This window comes from Nocardia terrae (assembly GCF_009760405.1).
Lineage (GTDB): Bacteria > Actinomycetota > Actinomycetes > Mycobacteriales > Mycobacteriaceae > Nocardia > Nocardia terrae.
Genome location: NZ_WRPP01000006.1, coordinates 497049 through 513479, shown reverse-complemented (window position 1 = coordinate 513479; position 16431 = coordinate 497049). Strand labels below are relative to the sequence as shown.

Below are 16431 nucleotides of genomic sequence, written 5' to 3'. Positions count from 1 at the left end.
GTTCGCCTATCCGCGCAACACGCTGAGTTGGGTGATCAGAGGGCGCTCGAACCAGAGCGGCCCGCCGAGATGAACGACCGCCTCGAGCAGGTCGAGCATCCGGACACCGCGTCCGGGCGATGTGCCCGGGCTCGCAGGGGTTTCCGGCGCAGCGGCCGGTACGGACGGCACGGGTCTGCCACCCGCCGCGATCAGCCACGGCCCATCCGAGCCATGACGACCGGCATCGCCTGTGATGTCGAGACGGGTCATAGGGCCACTCGCCGCAGTCGCGGTTCGGGACGACTTTCGTTCTCGGGCCGCGCAATCGGGTGACGGCGCGGCATGATCGGGGTCGGTCGTGTCACGGTGTGACTCCTTGCAGATTGTCCAGATAGTGGTGGGCGGCGGTGCGGATCCAGTCCGCGCCCGCCGGGGTGCGGGCGAACAGCCACGGCAGCAGGGCGGCGAAATCGTCCTGATGCCAGAAGCCGGCGCTGGGCAGGGCCGGGGCCGGGTCGCGCAGGGCGCGGGAGTCGCTGCCGGTGAACATGGCCTGGCACACCACGATCGGGGTGTGGACGCCGATGGCCGGCAGGGTCGCCGCGACGCGGGCGAGGTCGCCGGGGAGGCGATTCTCGTAGCCGTCGGTGACGACCACGATCAGCCCGGGTGGGCACGCCGCGTCGCCGATGTCGGCCTCGAGCGCGTCGAGCACCCCGGTGGCCAGGTCCGTGGGCCCGGCCTGGGCCGCGCCCACCTCGATGACGGTCAGCGTCTCGCACAGTCGCGCCAGCACCAGCCGCAACGCCTCGGCCTGCGACAGCAGCGCCCATTCCCGGTCGCCGTAGCCGCGCATGGACTCCGAGGTGTCCAGGACCAGGGCGATGTGGTCGGCGAGCACCGGCAGGCCGCGAACGGCCTCGTGCACGTAAGCGGCCACGGCGGGACCCAGTTCGGTCGCCGAGCCGCCCCGGTAGAGGTGGACCAGCGTCGAGGCGATGTCGCCGCGGTTGGTGACGGTGACGATGGGCTCACGGGCCTGCTTGCGTTCCAGCGGGGTCACGGGCTCGGTGAGCACGGGGGCCCCGTGGGTGCCGGGTGCGTACAGCTGGCGCACTCGTTCGACGGCCCGTCCCGGATTCGCACTGAACCGCAGCAGCTTTCGGCGCAGTTCGACGGAATCGGAGTCGCCGTCGGCGATCCGGCGCAGGCAGCCGCGCGCGGTGTTCTTGCCGAGCGCGTGCTCGAAGCAATCCACCAGTGCGGGTCGCCGGGCGGCGATGAGCAGCTCGGCGTCCGGGTGGTCGAGGACGAAGGCGAGAATGGCGCGGGTGACGTGCTTGTGGTTGGCGCGCAGGCGCCGGGCCGCGAGCAGCACGGTGATCACCTGGGCGGGCGGCAGGCCGAAAAGCAGGGCGCGCGTGGCCTTGTCGATGATCACCCGGGTGGGCTCGGGCAGCTCGGCGCGCGAGCTCAGCAGCGTCCGCAGCAGAGCGCGGGCGCGCTGGCTCTCGTGCACGCCGGGCACGAGGGCGAGCAGTACGTAGCGCTCGGGATCGGCGGCGTGGGCGGCCCGGTGGAATTCCGCGTCGTCCCACGCCACGACTCCGGCCCGGGACAGCGTCAGGGGCGCGCCGTGGGTGCGGAAGTGGTCGAGAATTACTGCGGTGTTCACTCCTGAAGTATGAAAGCGCCGCACCGATGAAATCCATTGATTTTCGGTGCGGCGCAGTCACTCTGGAGATCAGGAATGGTCGAACATAATAATTTGACGAACCGCTTTCCCATCGGCTAGCAGATCCATCGCGGCATTGATGTCATCAATTTCGATCTTGGATGAAATCAATTTCTCGACCGGCAACCGACCTTCGCGCCACATTTGCTCGTAGCGCGGGATATCCCGGGACGGTACCGCCGACCCGAGGTAGCTGCCCACGATGGTCCGGGCTTCGGCGGTGATGCTCAGCGGCGGCAATGTCACGGTCGAGTGCGGACCCGGCAGACCGACGGTGATCGTCGTACCACCGGGCTCCGTTGCCGCATAAGCGGTTTCGAAGGCCGCCGGGTGACCCGCACACTCCACCACATAGCGCGCCCGAACGCCTTCCTCGGCGACCCGCTCGGGCGTGTGGGTCTCGGTGGCCCCGAGCTCCTTCGCCATGGCCAGCTTGTCGGCCATCCGGTCCACGGCGATGATCCGTTCCACACCAACGGCTTTCGCGGTCAGCAGCGCGGCCATGCCGACGCCGCCGAGCCCGATCACCATGAGGCTGTCCCCCGGCCGCGGATCGGCGACGTTGAGCACCGCCCCGCCGCCGGTGAGCACCGCGCACCCGAACAGCGCCGCGATCTCGGGCGGCACCGAATTGCCCACCGGCACAACCGATGCCCGGTCCACCACCGCATGCGTGGCGAACCCGGACACCCCGAGGTGATGCCGCACCCGATCCCCGCCGCGCGAGAGATGCCCGGCATGGTGCAGCAGCTCCCCGGCGGTATTGGCGGCCGTGCCCGCGGTGCAGGGCAGTTGCCCGTCCCGCGCGCACGCGTCGCACTCCTCGCAGCGCGGCAGGAACGACATGACCACTCGCTGCCCGATGAGCAGATCGGCCACCCGCTCGCCGACCGCCACCACGGTGCCGGCGGCCTCGTGGCCGAGCAGCATGGGCAGCGGGCGCGGCCGATTGCCGTCCACCACACTGAGATCCGAGTGGCACAGCCCGGCCGCCTCGATGGCTACCAGGACCTCGGTGGGCCCGGGATCGCCGAGTTCGAGTTGGCACACGCTGATCGGGCGGGAGTCGGCGTAGGGCCGCTCACGTCCGATCTCCTCCAGTACCGCGCCGCGAATATGCATCAGATTTCGACCATCTGGTAGTCGGCGACGGAGCCGCCGAGGTAGCGCAGGTGGTCGGAGGAGTCGCCGAGGGTGTGCTCGATGGCGGTGAGCCGCGCGGCGTAGTGGCCGACAGGGTATTCGTCGGTCATGCCGATGCCGCCGTGCATCTGAATGGCCTCCTGCCCGATGTGCGCGGCCGAGCGCCCGATACGCAGCTTGGCGCGCGAGGCCACCACCGGGTCGACGATGCCGTCGGCCAGCGACATGGACGCGTACATGCTCATGCCGCGCGCGAGTTCCAGCGAGACGTACATGTCGGCGGCGCGCTGGGTCAGCGTCTGGAAGGTGCGCAGCGGGACGCCGAACTGCTTGCGGGTCTTCAGGTATTCGGCGGTGAGCCGCAGCGACTCCTCCATCGCGCCCACGGCCTCGGCACACAGCGCCGCCTGGGCCCCGGCGAGGGCGGCCTGGATGGCGGACGAGGCGTCGCCCGGGTCGCCGAGCGGGACCGCCACGGCACCGTCGAATTCGATGTCCGCGCCACGCAATCCGTCATGGGTGGCGTAGGCGCGGCGGCGCACGCCCGGATCGGCCGGATCGACCAGGAACAGATCGATGCCGCCTTCGACCGCGGCGCTCACGATGAGCAGATCGGCGCAATCACCGTGGGAGACCGGGTGTTTGCGGCCGGTGATCCGGTAACCGTCCTCGCGGCGTTGCGCCACGGTCGCGGTCTCGGCCGACGGCCAGCGCAGTCCCGGTTCGGCGTGCGCGAAGGCGAGTTTCAGCGCACCCTCCGCGATGCGCGGCAGCAGGTCCTTGCGCTGCGTGTCGCCGCCCACGGTCGAGATGAGCCAGCCCGGCAGCAGCGCGCAGTCGAGCACCGGCTCGGGCGCGAGGCTGCGGCCCAGCTCGGTCATGACCAGCATGGCCTCGATGGGACCCGCGCCCATGCCGCCGTCCTCCTCGGCGAAAGTCAGTCCGAGCACGCCGATTTCGGCGAACGTCGCCCAGATCCTGGGGTCCCAGCCGAGTTCGGTGCCGATGATTTCCTTGCGGCGCTCGGGGGTGTAGCCGCGGGACAGCACGTCACACACCGTGTCGCGCAGCATTTCCTGTTCGGGGGTGAGATCGAAATCCATGTCGCTGCCTCACAGTCCGAGGATCGTCGAGGCGATGATGCCGCGCTGCACCTCGTTGGATCCTCCGTAGATCGATGTCTTGCGATAGTTCAGGTAGGTGGCGGTGCTGCGGCGGGCCCAGTCGGGGTGCGACTCGTCCTCACGCGCGACCGAATCCGGTCCGGCGATGTCGACGAGCAGCTCGGTGACCGCCTGCTGCAGCTCGGTGCCGCGCAGCTTGAGGATCGACGAGACCGGGTTGGGCTTGCCGTCGGCGGAGCCCGCGGCGACCCGCAGCTGCACCAGTTCCAGTGCCAGCAGCTCGTTTTCGAGTTCGGCCAGCCGGGTGGCGAAGAGCTGGTCCTCGAGCAGGGTCTTCTCGCCCAGGCGGGTCTGCTTGGCGTGCTCCTTGGCCAGCCACAGCTTCACCTTGGTCTGCCCGACCGCGGCGATGCCGGTGCGCTCGTTGCCGAGCAGGAACTTGGCGTAGGTCCAGCCCTGGTTCTCCTCGCCGACAAGCTGATTCGCGGGCACCCGGACGTTCTCCAGGAACACCTCGTTGACCTCGTAGCCGCCGTCGATGAGCTTGATCGGGCGCACGGTCACGCCGGGGGCGTCCAGCGGGAACAGCAGCATGGAGATGCCGGCCTGCTTCTTGGGCGCGTCGGGGTCGGTGCGCGCCAGGCAGAAGATCCAGTCGGCGAACTGCGCGCCGGTGGTCCAGGTCTTCTGCCCGTTGATCACGTACTCGTCGCCGTCACGCACCGCGACGGTGCGCAGCCCGGCCAGGTCGGAGCCGGCCTCGGGCTCGGAAAAGCCCTGGCACCACCAGATGTCGAGGTTGGCGGTCGCCGGCAGGAAGCGCTCCTTGAGCTCCTGGGAGCCGAAGTGCGCGATGACCGGGCCGATCATATTGGTGTTGAAGGTGAGCGGCTCGGGCACCGAGGCCAGCTGCATCTCGTCGTGCCAGAGGTGGCGCTGGATCGGGGTCCAGTCCTTGCCGCCCCATTCGACCGGCCAGTTCGGTGTGGCCAGCCCGTGCGCGTTGAGGATGCGCTGGGTGGTGACGATGTCGTCCTTGCTCAGGTCCTGGCCGTGCCGGTGCCGGTTGCGGATCTCGGCCGGGATTTCGCTCCGATAGAACGCCCGCAGCTCGTCGCGGAAGGCGAGCTCGTCGTCGGTGAGCGCTAGTTGCATGCGTTGACCTCCAGTTTCAGGGCTACCCCCGCCATCGCCGGATATGATACACAGAGACTTGAGTGTCTCAAATAGGGTCGTATACTCGAACGACTCGACCGCATCGAAGGGAGCCCGCGTGCACGACCGCACACTCGGCGTCGGCGAACTCATCGCCCGCCGCCACCGCGAGGGCAGCACGCCCGGGCAGCGGTCGGACCCGCACCGGCTGGCCCTGGTCATCGAGGGCGGCTCCTCGCGCGGCGCGTACTCGCACGGAATGGCCATGGCCATCGAGGAATTGGGCGTCCTGCCCTGCTTCGACGCGATATACGGCGCTTCCGCGGGCGCGCTGAACGCCGCCTGGCTGTTGTGCGGGCGGGCGGTGGACTCGCGCCGCGCCTGGAATCCGGAGGTGGTCAATCGCGTGATCAACCCCGCCCGGGCGCTGCGCGGCGGCAAGGTCGTCGACACCGAATACCTGGTGCACACCGTGTACGAACGCCTGGTGCCCATGGATTTCCCGGCGATCCTGGCCAATCCGGTCACCTTCCACCCGATCGCCACCGACGCCGACACGGGCGCGGCCGTGGACCTGCATCCCGAACTCAGCGACCCGTATTCGGTGCAGGTGGCATTGAAGGCGTCGACCTGCCTGCCGATCCTGGCCGGGCGGCCGGTGCGGATCGGCGCGCGCCGCTTCGTCGATGCCGGGCTCTCCGAATCCGTCCCGGTGCGAACCGCTCTGACGCAGGGCGCGACCCGGGTGCTGGTGCTGCGCACCCGCCGCGACGACGAGATCACGCGTCCGCCTTCCGGTCTGGAGAACCGGGTGGTGGCCCGCTTCCTGTCCCGGCACGCGCCCGGCACCGTCGAACCGTGGCTCTCGCGCGCGCAGCGCCAGCGCGGCGACGAGGCGGAGTTCGAATCCGATCCCGCGGTCCTGCAGATCCGCCCGCCGCGCAGCGCGCCCGATATCGGCCGCATCGCCCGCGATCCCGAGGTCCTACAGGAGGCGCTCACCCTGGGACGCGCGGTGACCGCTCGCACACTGTCGGCATACCTGGCCCCTAAGCTGTCCGCGTGACACGCGCGGAGGGAACCAGGGCGCCGGGCCGGCCGGCCTCGGCCAGTCGAGAGGATGTGCTCGAGGCCGCGATCGCCGTCTTCCTCGACGGCAAGCGGGTGGACGTCAATGCCATTGCCGCGCAACTGGGAGTCGGCCGGGCCAGCATCTACCGCTGGTTCGGTTCCCGCGACGGCCTGCTGGGCGCGGCCGTGGCCCGCCAGCTGGAGAAGGTGGTGGCCCACGCCGACCGCCGCAGCAGGGGCGCCGGCGGCGAGCGGCTCACCGCCGTGCTCAACCGGACCATCGACCTGCTCGTCGAAAACGACGCGCTGCGCAGCTATTTCGACAACGAGTCCACCGCGGCGCTGCGGCTCATCACCCGCGGTGACGGGACCGTGCACCAGACCGCAGTGTCCCTGGTGGAGCGCTTCATCCAGCGCGCCGAGGATGAGGGCTACACACCGCCGATCGAACGCGACACCCTCGCTTACGCCCTGGTCCGCCTGTGGGAGGCATTCCTCTACAACGATGCCGTGGCAGGTTTCCGCGGCGATGTGGAACGCCTTCGCAAGGTTCAAACCGCTCTACTGCGTGGGTGAGCGCCGCACCCAGAGGAAGGTCGCGGCGACCATGACCACCAGATGCGCCGCCGGAAGGCGAACCACGCCAGGGTGACGTTGCGGTGCAATCGAATTCGCGATTCCAGATCGGCATGCTCGCCGGTTAGAGCCCGATGCGTCGGCAGGTCCGTCTCCCCCGCGCCCCACACTGTGGCCCAGCCCACGATCGACCAAGGTCAGGGAGCTCGGAGCGTGGAAGAAGTCCGGATCGGCGGCGGTGAGAGCTCCCTGATCTTGAAATCAGGGGTGGTGATGAGGGGGATGAGTTGTTCGGCGGGGGTGCGGGCGCCGTGGTGACCGAGGAGTGCGGATTCCAAGGGTTCGAGGGTGGGGCGGACGAGGACGGCGTTGTCCTCGGCGACGGCGATGAGGTCGCCGAGGCGGGTGGTGATGACGGGGGTGGGCGGGGTCGGGCCGAACCAGTGTTCGTCGAGGGCCTGCTCGCGGGTCACGATCGTCGCGTGCGGGGACAGTTCGCCCGACCATGCGGCGTGGGCGTCGGCGACGGCTGCGGGGCGGTCGAGGTAGACGTGGCGGACTCGCGCTTCGCCGCCGATCAGGTGGACGTCGCGGTGCAGGGCGGGGCGGGCGTCGAGGTCGATCACGGTGTCGGCGTGGATCATTCCGTGATCGCCGGTGATCAGCACCGTGCAGGTGGGCGGGAGGTCGGCGAACAGGCCGGAGAGGTGGGCGTCGATATCGGCGAGAACCGCCAGCCACTGCGGGGATCCGGGGCCGTAGAGGTGGCCGTTGGCGTCGAGGTCGGGGAAGTAGGCGTAGGCGAAGCGGGAGGCGGTGCCGGAATGGTCTGCGACAGCACGGATTCCGGTGCACAGCTCGTCGAGGGTGGCGGCGGGATGCAGGACGCCGGGAGCGCGGAAGGCGGCCCGGGTCAGGCCGGAGGTGTACTGGTAGGCGGGGATCACATAGTGCAGCTGCACGCCGTGGGCGGCGAGATCCTCCAGCCGGCTGGGCCGCTGCTGCACCGATTCCGGCGGGAACACCTCCCGGGCGTCCGGCCCCGTGGCCGAATCCAGGTTCCAGCGCAGGGAATTCAACAGCCGCAGACCCGCGCCGTCGGGCAGCGCGAAGCTGTAGCCGATGATGCCGTGCGTGGCGCAGGGTGCGCCGAGCGCGAGGCTGGTGAGGCTGGTCGCGGTGGTCGCCGGGAATCCCGCGGTGAGGGTCGTGGCGACGTGGGCGGCCAGCGTGGGTGCGACATCCCGGTGCCGCGCCAGCAATTCGGCACCCAGGCCGTCGATCAGTAGCACCACGACATCGCGATTGGGCGCGATATCCAGCGGATTGGGCCCGGGAATCCCGAAAGACGCGGCGACGGAAGGCAGGACGTCGGCGAGGGTGTACGGCGCGGTTCCGGGCAACGCTGTGGCCATGTCCCGACTCTATTGATCATGGCGGCATAATTCACGGGTGCCGGACACCGCGGATTTCGCCATCAAGCCCACCCTGACCGGTACGGCGGTGATGCTGCGCCCGTTCGTCGACGACGACCTGGACGCGATCCGGGCCGCGCTGCGCGACCCGGAGGTGCGCAGGCTCACCGGCAGCGTCAACGACGAGACCGCCGCCCTCGCACCCGAGGACCCGGCCGACGCGGAGCGTTTGCGCGCCTGGTACTCCACCCGCGCCACCCAGCCGGACCGCCTCGACCTCGCCGTCGTCGACCTCGCCACCGGCGAGTGCGTCGGCGAAGCCGTCCTCAACCAGTGGGACCCCGGCAACCAGAGCTGCAACTTCCGCATCCTGCTCGCCCCCTCGAGCCACGGCCGCGGCTTCGGCACCGAGGCCACCCGCCTCATCATCGGATACGGCTTCGACAAGCTCGGCCTCCACCGAATCTCCCTGGAGGTCTACGCCTTCAACCCACGCGCCCGCCGCGCCTACGAGAAGGCGGGCTTCCGCCCCGAAGGCGTACTCCGCCAATCCCTGCGCTATGGCGACCAATGGATCGACGCCACCGTCATGTCGATCCTCGCCCCCGAATGGGCCGAATACCGCGGTCGCCCCTGAAACGCGAAAACCGCCTTCGACGAGGCGGTTTCCGTGAGCTGAGGGAGGCGGATCAGGCCAGGCCCCACGCCTTCAGCAGGTAGGTGACGTTGGCGGCGATGCCGGTGAGGGTGCTGGCGAGGTCGATGGCGGCGGAGCCCAGGTTGATGATCGGCATGTTTCGGAGTCTTTCGGGACGGGGACATATTGCAGTTCCACCGTATTAGCGACGGCTGGTCCCCGGCATCATGAATCGACTCACGGACAGGGGCCGCTGTTAGCCCGAACACAGCGACATCGGCGTGATTCAGTCCCTTTCGGGCAGGCGCAGGCGGCGGAGCGAGAGGGCGTTGAGCGCGACGATGATGCTGGATCCGGACATGGACATGGCGGCGATCTCGGGGCGCAGGGTGAAGCCGAAGGCCGGGACGAAGACGCCGGCGGCGATCGGCAGGGCCAGGCTGTTGTAGCCGACGGCCCAGGCCAGGTTCTGGTGCATCTTGCGCAGGGTGCCGCGGCCGATGCGCAGCGCGGTGGGGACGTCCAGCGGGTCGGAACGCATCAGGACGACATCGGCGGTCTCGATGGCGACGTCGGTGCCCGCGCCGATCGCGATGCCGAGATCGGCCTGCGCCAGGGCGGGGGCGTCGTTGACGCCGTCGCCGACCATGGCGACTTTCTTTCCCGCGGACTGCAATTCGACGATCTTCGCCGCCTTGTCACCGGGCAGCACCTCGGCGATGACGGTGTCGATGCCGAGTTCGGCGGCGATGCGTTCGGCGGTCGCGCGGTTGTCGCCGGTGAGCATGACCACCTCGACACCCATATCGTGCAGGTCCGCAACGGCTTTGGCGGAGGTCTCGCGGGGCGCGTCGGCGATGCCGACGACCGCGGCGGCCTTGCCGTCGACGGCGGCCAGGACCGCGGTCCGGCCCGCACCGGCGACCCGGTCGCGGGCGGCGGCCAGCTCGCCCAGGTCGATGCCCTCGCGTTCGAGCAGGCGGCGATTGCCGATGACGACGCGGCGGCCGTCGACGGTGGCGATCGCGCCGTGACCGGGGACGTTCTGGAAGTCCACGGCGCGAGCGTCGTTCGAGCCGTGATCCTTGGCGTAGCGCACCACCGCGTCGGCGAGCGGGTGCTCGGATTCGCGTTCCACGGCGGCCAGCAGGGGTAGCAGGTCCTCCTCGGAGAGTCCTGGGCCGGTGACGATCTCGGTGACCTCGGGCTCGCCCTTGGTGAGGGTGCCGGTCTTGTCCATCACCACGGTCCGGATGCGGGCCGAACTCTCCAGCGCCATGGCGTTCTTGAACAGCACACCTCGCTTCGCGCCCAGGCCGGTGCCGACCATGATGGCGGTCGGCGTGGCCAGGCCCAGGGCATCCGGGCAGGTGATGACCACGACCGTGATGGCGAACAGCATGGCCTTGGCGAAGGCGGCTCCCGCCAGCAGCCACACCGCCAAAGTCAGTGCGCCGCCGATCAATGCGACCAGCACCAGCCAGAAGGCCGCCCGGTCGGCCAGCTTCTGTCCCGGCGCCTTCGAATTCTGTGCCTGCTGCACCAGATTCACGATCTGCGCCAGCGCGGTGTCGGCCCCGACCTTGGTCGCGCGCACCCGCAGCGTGCTGTTCTTGTTGAGCGTCGCGCCGATGACCGCCGACCCCGGCTCCTTGTGCACCGGCAGGCTCTCCCCGGTCACCATGGACTCGTCGACCTCGCCGGATCCGTCCTCGACCACCCCGTCGACCGCGATCTTCGCGCCCGGACGGACCAGCAGCAGATCCCCGACTTTCACTTCGGCCGTCGGGATTTCGACTTCCTGACCGTCCCGGAGCACCACGGCCCGCGGTGGCGCGAGCTCGAGCAGCGTGCGAATCGCGTCATTGGCCCCGCCGCGCGCCCGCATCTCGAACCAGTGCCCCAGCAGGACGAACGTCGCCAACATGGTCGACGCCTCGTAGAACACCTCCCCGCCCCCGGTCAGCGTAATGGCGAGCGAGTACAGCCATCCCGCCCCGATGCCGACCGCGACCAGCACCATCATGTCCAGCGTCCGCGCCTTCAGCGCCGCCCACGCCCCGGTGAAGAAGATCGTCGACGAGTAGCAGACCACCGGCAGGCTGAGCACCAATTCCCAGATGTCGGAACGCATCCCGAACGGCACCGGCAGATGCCACCCGAACATGTCCGTCGCCATCGGCGACCACAACATGACCAGCACCGAGAAGACCGCCGCCACCACGAACCGATTCCGCATGTCCCGGGCCATGTCCTCCATGGACATCCCCCCATGCCCGCCATGTCCCATCCCGGCATGATCCATCCCCGCGTGCGCGGCCTGGCCTTCATGGGCAGCGTGATCCATGTGATCCATCGCCTCGGGCACCGGGTGGGCGGCCGTGCCCGGACTCGAGTGCGCGGCCTGATGATCCATGCCCGTGTGATCGGCACCGGCGTGGCCGGGAACCGTGGGCTCGGCGAGCGGGTCGCAGACGTGGTCGGGGACGGACTGCCCTGCGCAGTGCAGGCCGCATTCGTGGAGCCACGTGCGGAGATCGGTGACCGAGGTGCGGGCGGGGTCGAAGGTGACGGTGGCGGTCTGGGAGACGGGGTTGGGGTCGACGGCGAGGACTCCGGGGCGGCGGCCGAGGACCGACTTCACGACATTCTGCTGGCTGGCCCAGTGCAGGCCCCGAATATCGAGTACCGCGGTTCGCTGCTCGCCGTGCCGATTCATCCCGCGCTCCTCCGCCGATTGACCCTGGCCACACTCGACCATATACCCTCTAGGGGTATTGGGTACAGCCTGGGCACGGGCGAGCCGAGACTCCGGGCCCGGCGTGAGACCCGGAGTCGGGCGGTCGTGATCACATGGCGACGGGTTCGCCCACCTCCACGCGGCCGCCGTAGGTCAGGCCCGGGCAGCCGGAGGCGAGTTTGACGGCGGCGTCGAGGTTGTCGGCTTCCACCTTCATGAAACCCGAGAGGCTGTCAGGGGTGGCGGGGTTGTCGCCGAGCATGACAGCCTGGCCGACGCGGGTGCCGAAATCGGCGATGTGCTCCTGGATTTCGGCGAACCAGTCGGCCCAGAGCTGTTCCTGCGCGGCGGTGGGGGTGACGGTCGGGTCGTTGCGGAAGGTCAGGATGAAGGTGGACATGTCGTTCTCCTTGTCGGATGGACGGCTCGGTCGGCCGACTCGTGAATCCGTCGCGCGGCGGGAGCCGGGAATCGACAATCGGGGCGAGAATCTTTTTTTCGCGGCGGTGTCGATTTCGAGGGCGGCTCGAACGACGTATTCAGCGACAACGAAGTCACCAGAGACACGGCATCGGAGCCGTGCGATCCGTCCCGGCGAAGGAGAGCAGTGACATGCCCGAATATCTGTTGCTGATACACCACGACGAGCAGACCTGGCTGACGGCCGATCCGGCCGTGCGAGAGCGAATCCAGCACGAGCACCGGGAGTTCATGATCGCGCACGCCGACCGGCTGCGCGGCGGCAACCAACTCCGGCCGATCTCGACCGCGACCATGGTCCGCCACGACGCGCAGGGGCGGCCGGTCATCACCGACGGCGTGTTCGCCGAGTCGAAAGAGGTGCTGGGCGGCTATTACCTGGTCGAGGCCGCCGATCTGGACGAGGCCATCCGGATCGCGGCGGCGGTGCCCTCACCCTTCGGCGGCATCGAGGTCCGGCCGATCCATCCGCACGAGCAGCCGTGACACCCGCCGAGGTGGCCGCCGCAGTCGCCGACGCCCATCGGCGGGAATGGGGTTTCGTGCTGGCCGCCACCGTGCGGGTGGCCCGCGATATCGATCTCGCCGAAGAGGCCGTGCAGGAGGCGTTCACGCAGGCGCTGCAGGCGTGGACCGAGTCCGGGATTCCGGAACGGCCGGGAGCCTGGCTGACCACGGTGGCCAAGCGGCGCGCGCTCGACGCGCTGCGCCGGGACATCGCGTTCGAGCGGTCGATTCCGCTGCTGGTGGAGGATCCGCCCGACCCGGTCTCCGCGGATTCGGTGGCCGACGATCGGCTGCGGCTGATCTTCATCTGCTGCCACCCGGCGCTGTCGATGGAGGCCCGGGTGGCGCTGACCCTGCGACTGCTGTGCGGGCTGTCCACACCGGAGATCGCCCGCGCCTTCCTGGTGCCGGAGCCGACCATGGCGGCGCGAATCACGCGGGCCAAGCGGAAGATCGCCGAAGCCCACATCCCCTACCGCGTTCCCGCCGACGAAGAGCTCCCCGACCGCGTGGACGCCGTCCTCACCGTCCTGCATCTGCTGTTCACCACCGGTCACACCGCCCCGGCCGGCGATGACCTGGTGCGCCCCGAACTGGTCGAGCGCGCACTGGATCTCGCGCGCATGCTGCGCCTGCTGCTGCCCAACGACCCCGACGTCGCCGGGCTCTACGCGCTGTTCCTGCTGACCGATGCGCGCCGGGCCACCCGCACCGACAACGCGGGCAACCTGCTGCTGCTGGCCGACCAGGACCGGGCCCGCTGGGACCGCCGCGCGATCACCGAGGGAATCGCCTTGGTGCGCAGGTCATTACGCGGACACTCCCCCGGTCGATTCCCCCTCATGGCCGCCATCGCCGCCGTCCACGCCGAGGCCCCCGACTTCGACGCCACCGACTGGCGTGAAATCGCCGGGCTCTACGACCATCTCGTCGCCGTCTGGCCCTCGCCGGTCGTGGCGCTGAACCGCGCCATCGCCCTCGGCCACGCCCACGGCCCCCAGCGCGGCCTGGACGAACTCGACCGGCTCGGCCTCGAACCGCAACTCACCGCATACCACTACCTGCCCGCCGCCCGGGCCGAATTCCTCACGCGCCTGGGCAGATTGGACGAGGCGCGCCTCGCCTACCAGGAGGCCCTGCTGCTGGCCGGGAACACCGTGGAGGCCGCCCACCTCACCGTCCGGCTGCACGAGCTCGATTCCTGAATCGGGGTTGCCGCCATCGGAGGCGGCGGTTAGATTTCCGCGCATGGGGATTCGCGGGGCAGTGGTAGCGATGGCCGTCGCGCTCGCGATGGGAACCGCGGGCACTGCCGCGGCGGAACCCGCCTTCGAACACACGGACTTCACCTTCCAATTCGGCGATTTCACCGGTTCGGGTGAACTGGACTACCCGTCCGGTGTCCGGAACGCCCCGGTCGTGGTGCTGATCCCGGGTTCGAGCCCCGAGGATCTCAATGCCGACATGCCGACCGGCTCGCACATCTTTCTGGATATCGCGAACGACCTGACCAGCCGCGGCTACGCGGTAATGCGCTACAACAAGCGGTACGTCCACGGTCCGGGCGACGTCGACGCGGCGAGCTATTGGACGAAATTGGATCTGCACGGCATGCGCGATGACGCCGAACAGGTATTGCGTGCCGCCGAACAGGATTCGCACGTCGATCCGCACCGCGTGTTCGTCTACGGCTGGAGCGAGGGCAGTACGGTCGCGGCCTCCCTGGCCACCACTCATCCCGAACTGGCGGGCAGCATCTTCCAGGGCCCGGTCGCTCTCCCCTGGCGAGTGACTTTCGGCTATCAGGGCGAGCGGGTGTACGCGCCCTACCTCGCGAGTTTCGCGGTGAACGGACTGCTCGGCCCCGACGAACTCGCCGCCGCGGCGCACGGCGACGGCGGCGCGATGGCCAAGGCCGCCCTCACCTTCGCGTGCGTAGACGCGAGCAACGGCGACTTCACCGTCAATCCCAAATGGGACCTCAACCGGGACGGAAAGCTCGATGTGAACCTGGAATTCCGCCCCGCTTACCAGTTCTACCTGGAATCGGCCATGCAGCCCGGCGGCTGGTTCCAGATCTACAACCCTGCCCGCGCCCTCCCCAGCGTCATCGAACAGGCCCCGAATCTGACCGCCCCCGTCCTCATCCTCCAGGGCGCCGAAGACGCCAACGTCCCCCCGTCCGCCGCCTCCACCCTCGACACCGCCCTGACCGCCGCCGGCAATCGAGACCACACGCTGCACCTGTTCCCCGGCCTCGGCCACTCCCTCGGCCGCACCCCCGACGTCTTGCACGACAATTTCCAGCCTATCGACCAAACCGCCCTGGATACCCTGGCCGAATGGCTCGACGCCCGCCGGTGACGTCCAGCGCGGCCATCATCGCCGTCGGCACGATGGCGAGCGCGGCGGCGGCGAGCACCCACGCGAAGGTCACGCCGAAGGCCGATGCTCCGCCGGTTCCGTCGGCGGGCAGGTGCCGCTGCAGAACCACGACGAAGGCGGCGGTGCCGATCGAACCGCCGATGCGCTGCATGATCGTGAGTTGCGGTGTGGCGTCGATGATCTGGGACGACGTCAGGTTTCGCATGGCGGCGGTCATGGCGGGCATGGCGGCCAGGCCGATGCCGATCCCGCGCAGCACCATCGCGCCGCCCAGCAGCACATACGGGGTGTCGGCGGTGAGCAGCATGAACGGCACGGTGGCGGCGCAGCCGACGAGTGCGCCGAGCAGGCCGGTGAGCGCGCCGACCCGCTCGTAGAGGCGGGCGGACAGGCCCATGGCGATGGCCGCGCCGATTCCCTGCGGCGCCATCAACAGGCCGGTGTGCGCGGCATCCTGGTGGCGGACGATCTGGAAGTACAAGGGCAGCAACACCATTGCCCCGAAGGTCACCGCGCCGATGACGAAGGTCGAGACGGTTCCGGCCGCGAACAGGCGATCCCGCCAGAGTCGTAGATCCAGCAGCGGATTGTCCGACCGCAGGGCATGCGCCACGAACGCCGCGACCAATACCGTTCCACCGCACAGCGTTATGAGCACCAGGGAGTCCGTCAGCCCGCGCGAGGCCGCCTCGGACAGCCCGTAGGTGATCCCCACCATGCCGAGCGAGACCAGGATCAGCCCGAAAATATCCAGCGCCCCGGCTGTTTCGGCACGCCCGTCCGGTGGCAGCAGCCGTACGGCCAGGACGAGTCCCACGACGCCGATCGGCGCGTTGATGAGGAAGATCCACTGCCAGCCCGCGTATTCGAGCAGCAGCCCGCCGATGGTCGGGCCGATCACCGGGGTCAGCACCATCGGAATGCCCGCGGCCACCATGGCTCTCGCCATGCCCTCCCGTCCCGCCGCGGTCACCAGGATCATCTGCCCGACCGGAATCATCACCCCGGCCCCGATGCCCTGCACGACCCGCGCCGCGATCAGCACGCCGACCGAACCGGCCGCGGCGCACGCCACCGAGGCGAGGGTGAACAACAGCAGGGCGGCGATATAGAGCCTTTTCGCTCCCACCCGCCGCGCCGCCCAACCGGTCATCGGGAGCACGGCCGCCTGGACGAGCAGATAGACGGTGACCGCCCACTGGATCGTGTCCAGCGTCGCGCCCAGTTCGGCGCTGAGCGATTTCAGGGAGACATTGACGATGGTCGCGTCGAGGAAGGCGAGTACCGCGCCGACCAGCACGACCGCGATGGCCCGGCGGGCCTGCGGAGTGAGGGCGGGCCGGTCCGCCGCCGCGTCCGGACGCTTGGAGAGAGTCACCCGACAAAGTGTCATCCGTTTGGATAAAAGTGTCAACCATATGGATGACAAACGTGTGGATGACACAGTCCACACTCCGGATGATCCAGTCATCTGCGCAGTA

Annotated in this window: 15 protein-coding genes; 6 read left to right on the top strand and 9 right to left on the bottom strand. The window is 69.3% G+C overall.

The window, feature by feature from the left end; translation table 11 throughout:
* Positions 1–6: 6 nt before the first annotated feature.
* The 5 genes from GPX89_RS30290 to GPX89_RS30270 form a co-directional block, all read right to left on the bottom strand.
* Positions 7–252: a hypothetical protein gene (locus GPX89_RS30290; protein ID WP_157391075.1), complete on the bottom strand. Its 246-nt coding sequence runs from the start codon at positions 250–252 to the stop codon at positions 7–9.
* Positions 253–343: 91 nt separating this feature from the next.
* Positions 344–1657 carry a vWA domain-containing protein gene (locus GPX89_RS30285; protein WP_157391074.1) on the bottom strand — a complete coding sequence of 438 codons (1314 nt, stop codon included), beginning with the start codon at positions 1655–1657 and terminating at the stop codon, positions 344–346.
* A gap of 69 nt (positions 1658–1726) precedes the next feature.
* Positions 1727–2839 carry a zinc-binding dehydrogenase gene (locus tag GPX89_RS30280; protein ID WP_157391073.1) on the bottom strand — a complete coding sequence of 371 codons (1113 nt, stop codon included), beginning with the start codon at positions 2837–2839 and terminating at the stop codon, positions 1727–1729.
* On the bottom strand, positions 2839–3963 hold the full coding sequence (locus GPX89_RS30275; RefSeq protein ID WP_157391072.1) for an acyl-CoA dehydrogenase family protein: 1125 nt from the start codon (positions 3961–3963) through the stop codon (positions 2839–2841). The genes GPX89_RS30280 and GPX89_RS30275 overlap by 1 nt, the downstream gene beginning before the upstream one ends.
* A 9-nt stretch (positions 3964–3972) precedes the next feature.
* Positions 3973–5139, bottom strand: a complete 1167-nt coding sequence (locus tag GPX89_RS30270; RefSeq protein ID WP_157391071.1) for an acyl-CoA dehydrogenase family protein — start codon at positions 5137–5139, stop codon at positions 3973–3975.
* 118 nt (positions 5140–5257) lie between these two features.
* Between GPX89_RS30270 and GPX89_RS30265 the strand changes: the two genes are divergently transcribed.
* Positions 5258–6205 (top strand): patatin-like phospholipase family protein, encoded by a 948-nt coding sequence (locus GPX89_RS30265; protein ID WP_328602461.1) that lies wholly within the window; start codon positions 5258–5260, stop codon positions 6203–6205.
* Positions 6202–6786, top strand: coding sequence for a QsdR family transcriptional regulator (locus GPX89_RS46015; RefSeq protein ID WP_328602460.1), 585 nt, complete (start codon positions 6202–6204; stop codon positions 6784–6786). The genes GPX89_RS30265 and GPX89_RS46015 overlap by 4 nt, the downstream gene beginning before the upstream one ends.
* A 197-nt stretch (positions 6787–6983) precedes the next feature.
* On the opposite strand, the gene GPX89_RS30255 is transcribed toward GPX89_RS46015, so the two are convergent.
* Positions 6984–8201, bottom strand: a complete 1218-nt coding sequence (locus GPX89_RS30255) for an alkaline phosphatase family protein (protein WP_157391069.1) — start codon at positions 8199–8201, stop codon at positions 6984–6986.
* Positions 8202–8238: 37 nt separating this feature from the next.
* On the opposite strand from GPX89_RS30255, the gene GPX89_RS30250 reads away from it, so the two are divergent.
* The gene (locus tag GPX89_RS30250; protein WP_198347659.1) at positions 8239–8838 is read left to right on the top strand and encodes a GNAT family N-acetyltransferase; all 600 of its coding nucleotides are present in this window, start codon (positions 8239–8241) and stop codon (positions 8836–8838) included.
* A 286-nt stretch (positions 8839–9124) separates the two neighbouring features.
* Here the strand turns inward: GPX89_RS30250 and GPX89_RS30245 are convergent, their stop codons facing one another.
* Complete coding sequence (locus GPX89_RS30245; RefSeq protein WP_157391068.1) at positions 9125–11557, bottom strand: heavy metal translocating P-type ATPase; 2433 nt, start codon at positions 11555–11557, stop codon at positions 9125–9127.
* Between the two features lie 130 nt (positions 11558–11687).
* Positions 11688–11978, bottom strand: coding sequence for a YciI family protein (locus GPX89_RS30240; RefSeq protein WP_157391067.1), 291 nt, complete (start codon positions 11976–11978; stop codon positions 11688–11690).
* 212 nt (positions 11979–12190) lie between these two features.
* Here GPX89_RS30240 and GPX89_RS43990 point away from each other — a divergent pair, with 212 nt between their 5' ends.
* The 3 genes from GPX89_RS43990 to GPX89_RS30230 are packed head-to-tail and all read left to right on the top strand — an operon-like array spanning position 12191 to position 14929.
* Positions 12191–12544 carry a YciI family protein gene (locus tag GPX89_RS43990; RefSeq protein ID WP_198347658.1) on the top strand — a complete coding sequence of 118 codons (354 nt, stop codon included), beginning with the start codon at positions 12191–12193 and terminating at the stop codon, positions 12542–12544.
* A complete protein-coding gene (locus GPX89_RS30235; RefSeq protein ID WP_328602459.1) occupies positions 12541–13770 on the top strand; it encodes an RNA polymerase sigma factor in 1230 nt (409 codons plus the stop codon). Before GPX89_RS43990 ends, GPX89_RS30235 begins: the two co-directional genes overlap by 4 nt.
* A 43-nt stretch (positions 13771–13813) precedes the next feature.
* Positions 13814–14929 carry an alpha/beta hydrolase family protein gene (locus tag GPX89_RS30230; protein ID WP_157391066.1) on the top strand — a complete coding sequence of 372 codons (1116 nt, stop codon included), beginning with the start codon at positions 13814–13816 and terminating at the stop codon, positions 14927–14929.
* Here the strand turns inward: GPX89_RS30230 and GPX89_RS30225 are convergent.
* Positions 14874–16328: a DHA2 family efflux MFS transporter permease subunit gene (locus tag GPX89_RS30225; protein ID WP_157391065.1), complete on the bottom strand. Its 1455-nt coding sequence runs from the start codon at positions 16326–16328 to the stop codon at positions 14874–14876. The genes GPX89_RS30230 and GPX89_RS30225 overlap by 56 nt on opposite strands.
* Positions 16329–16431: the final 103 nt, after the last annotated feature.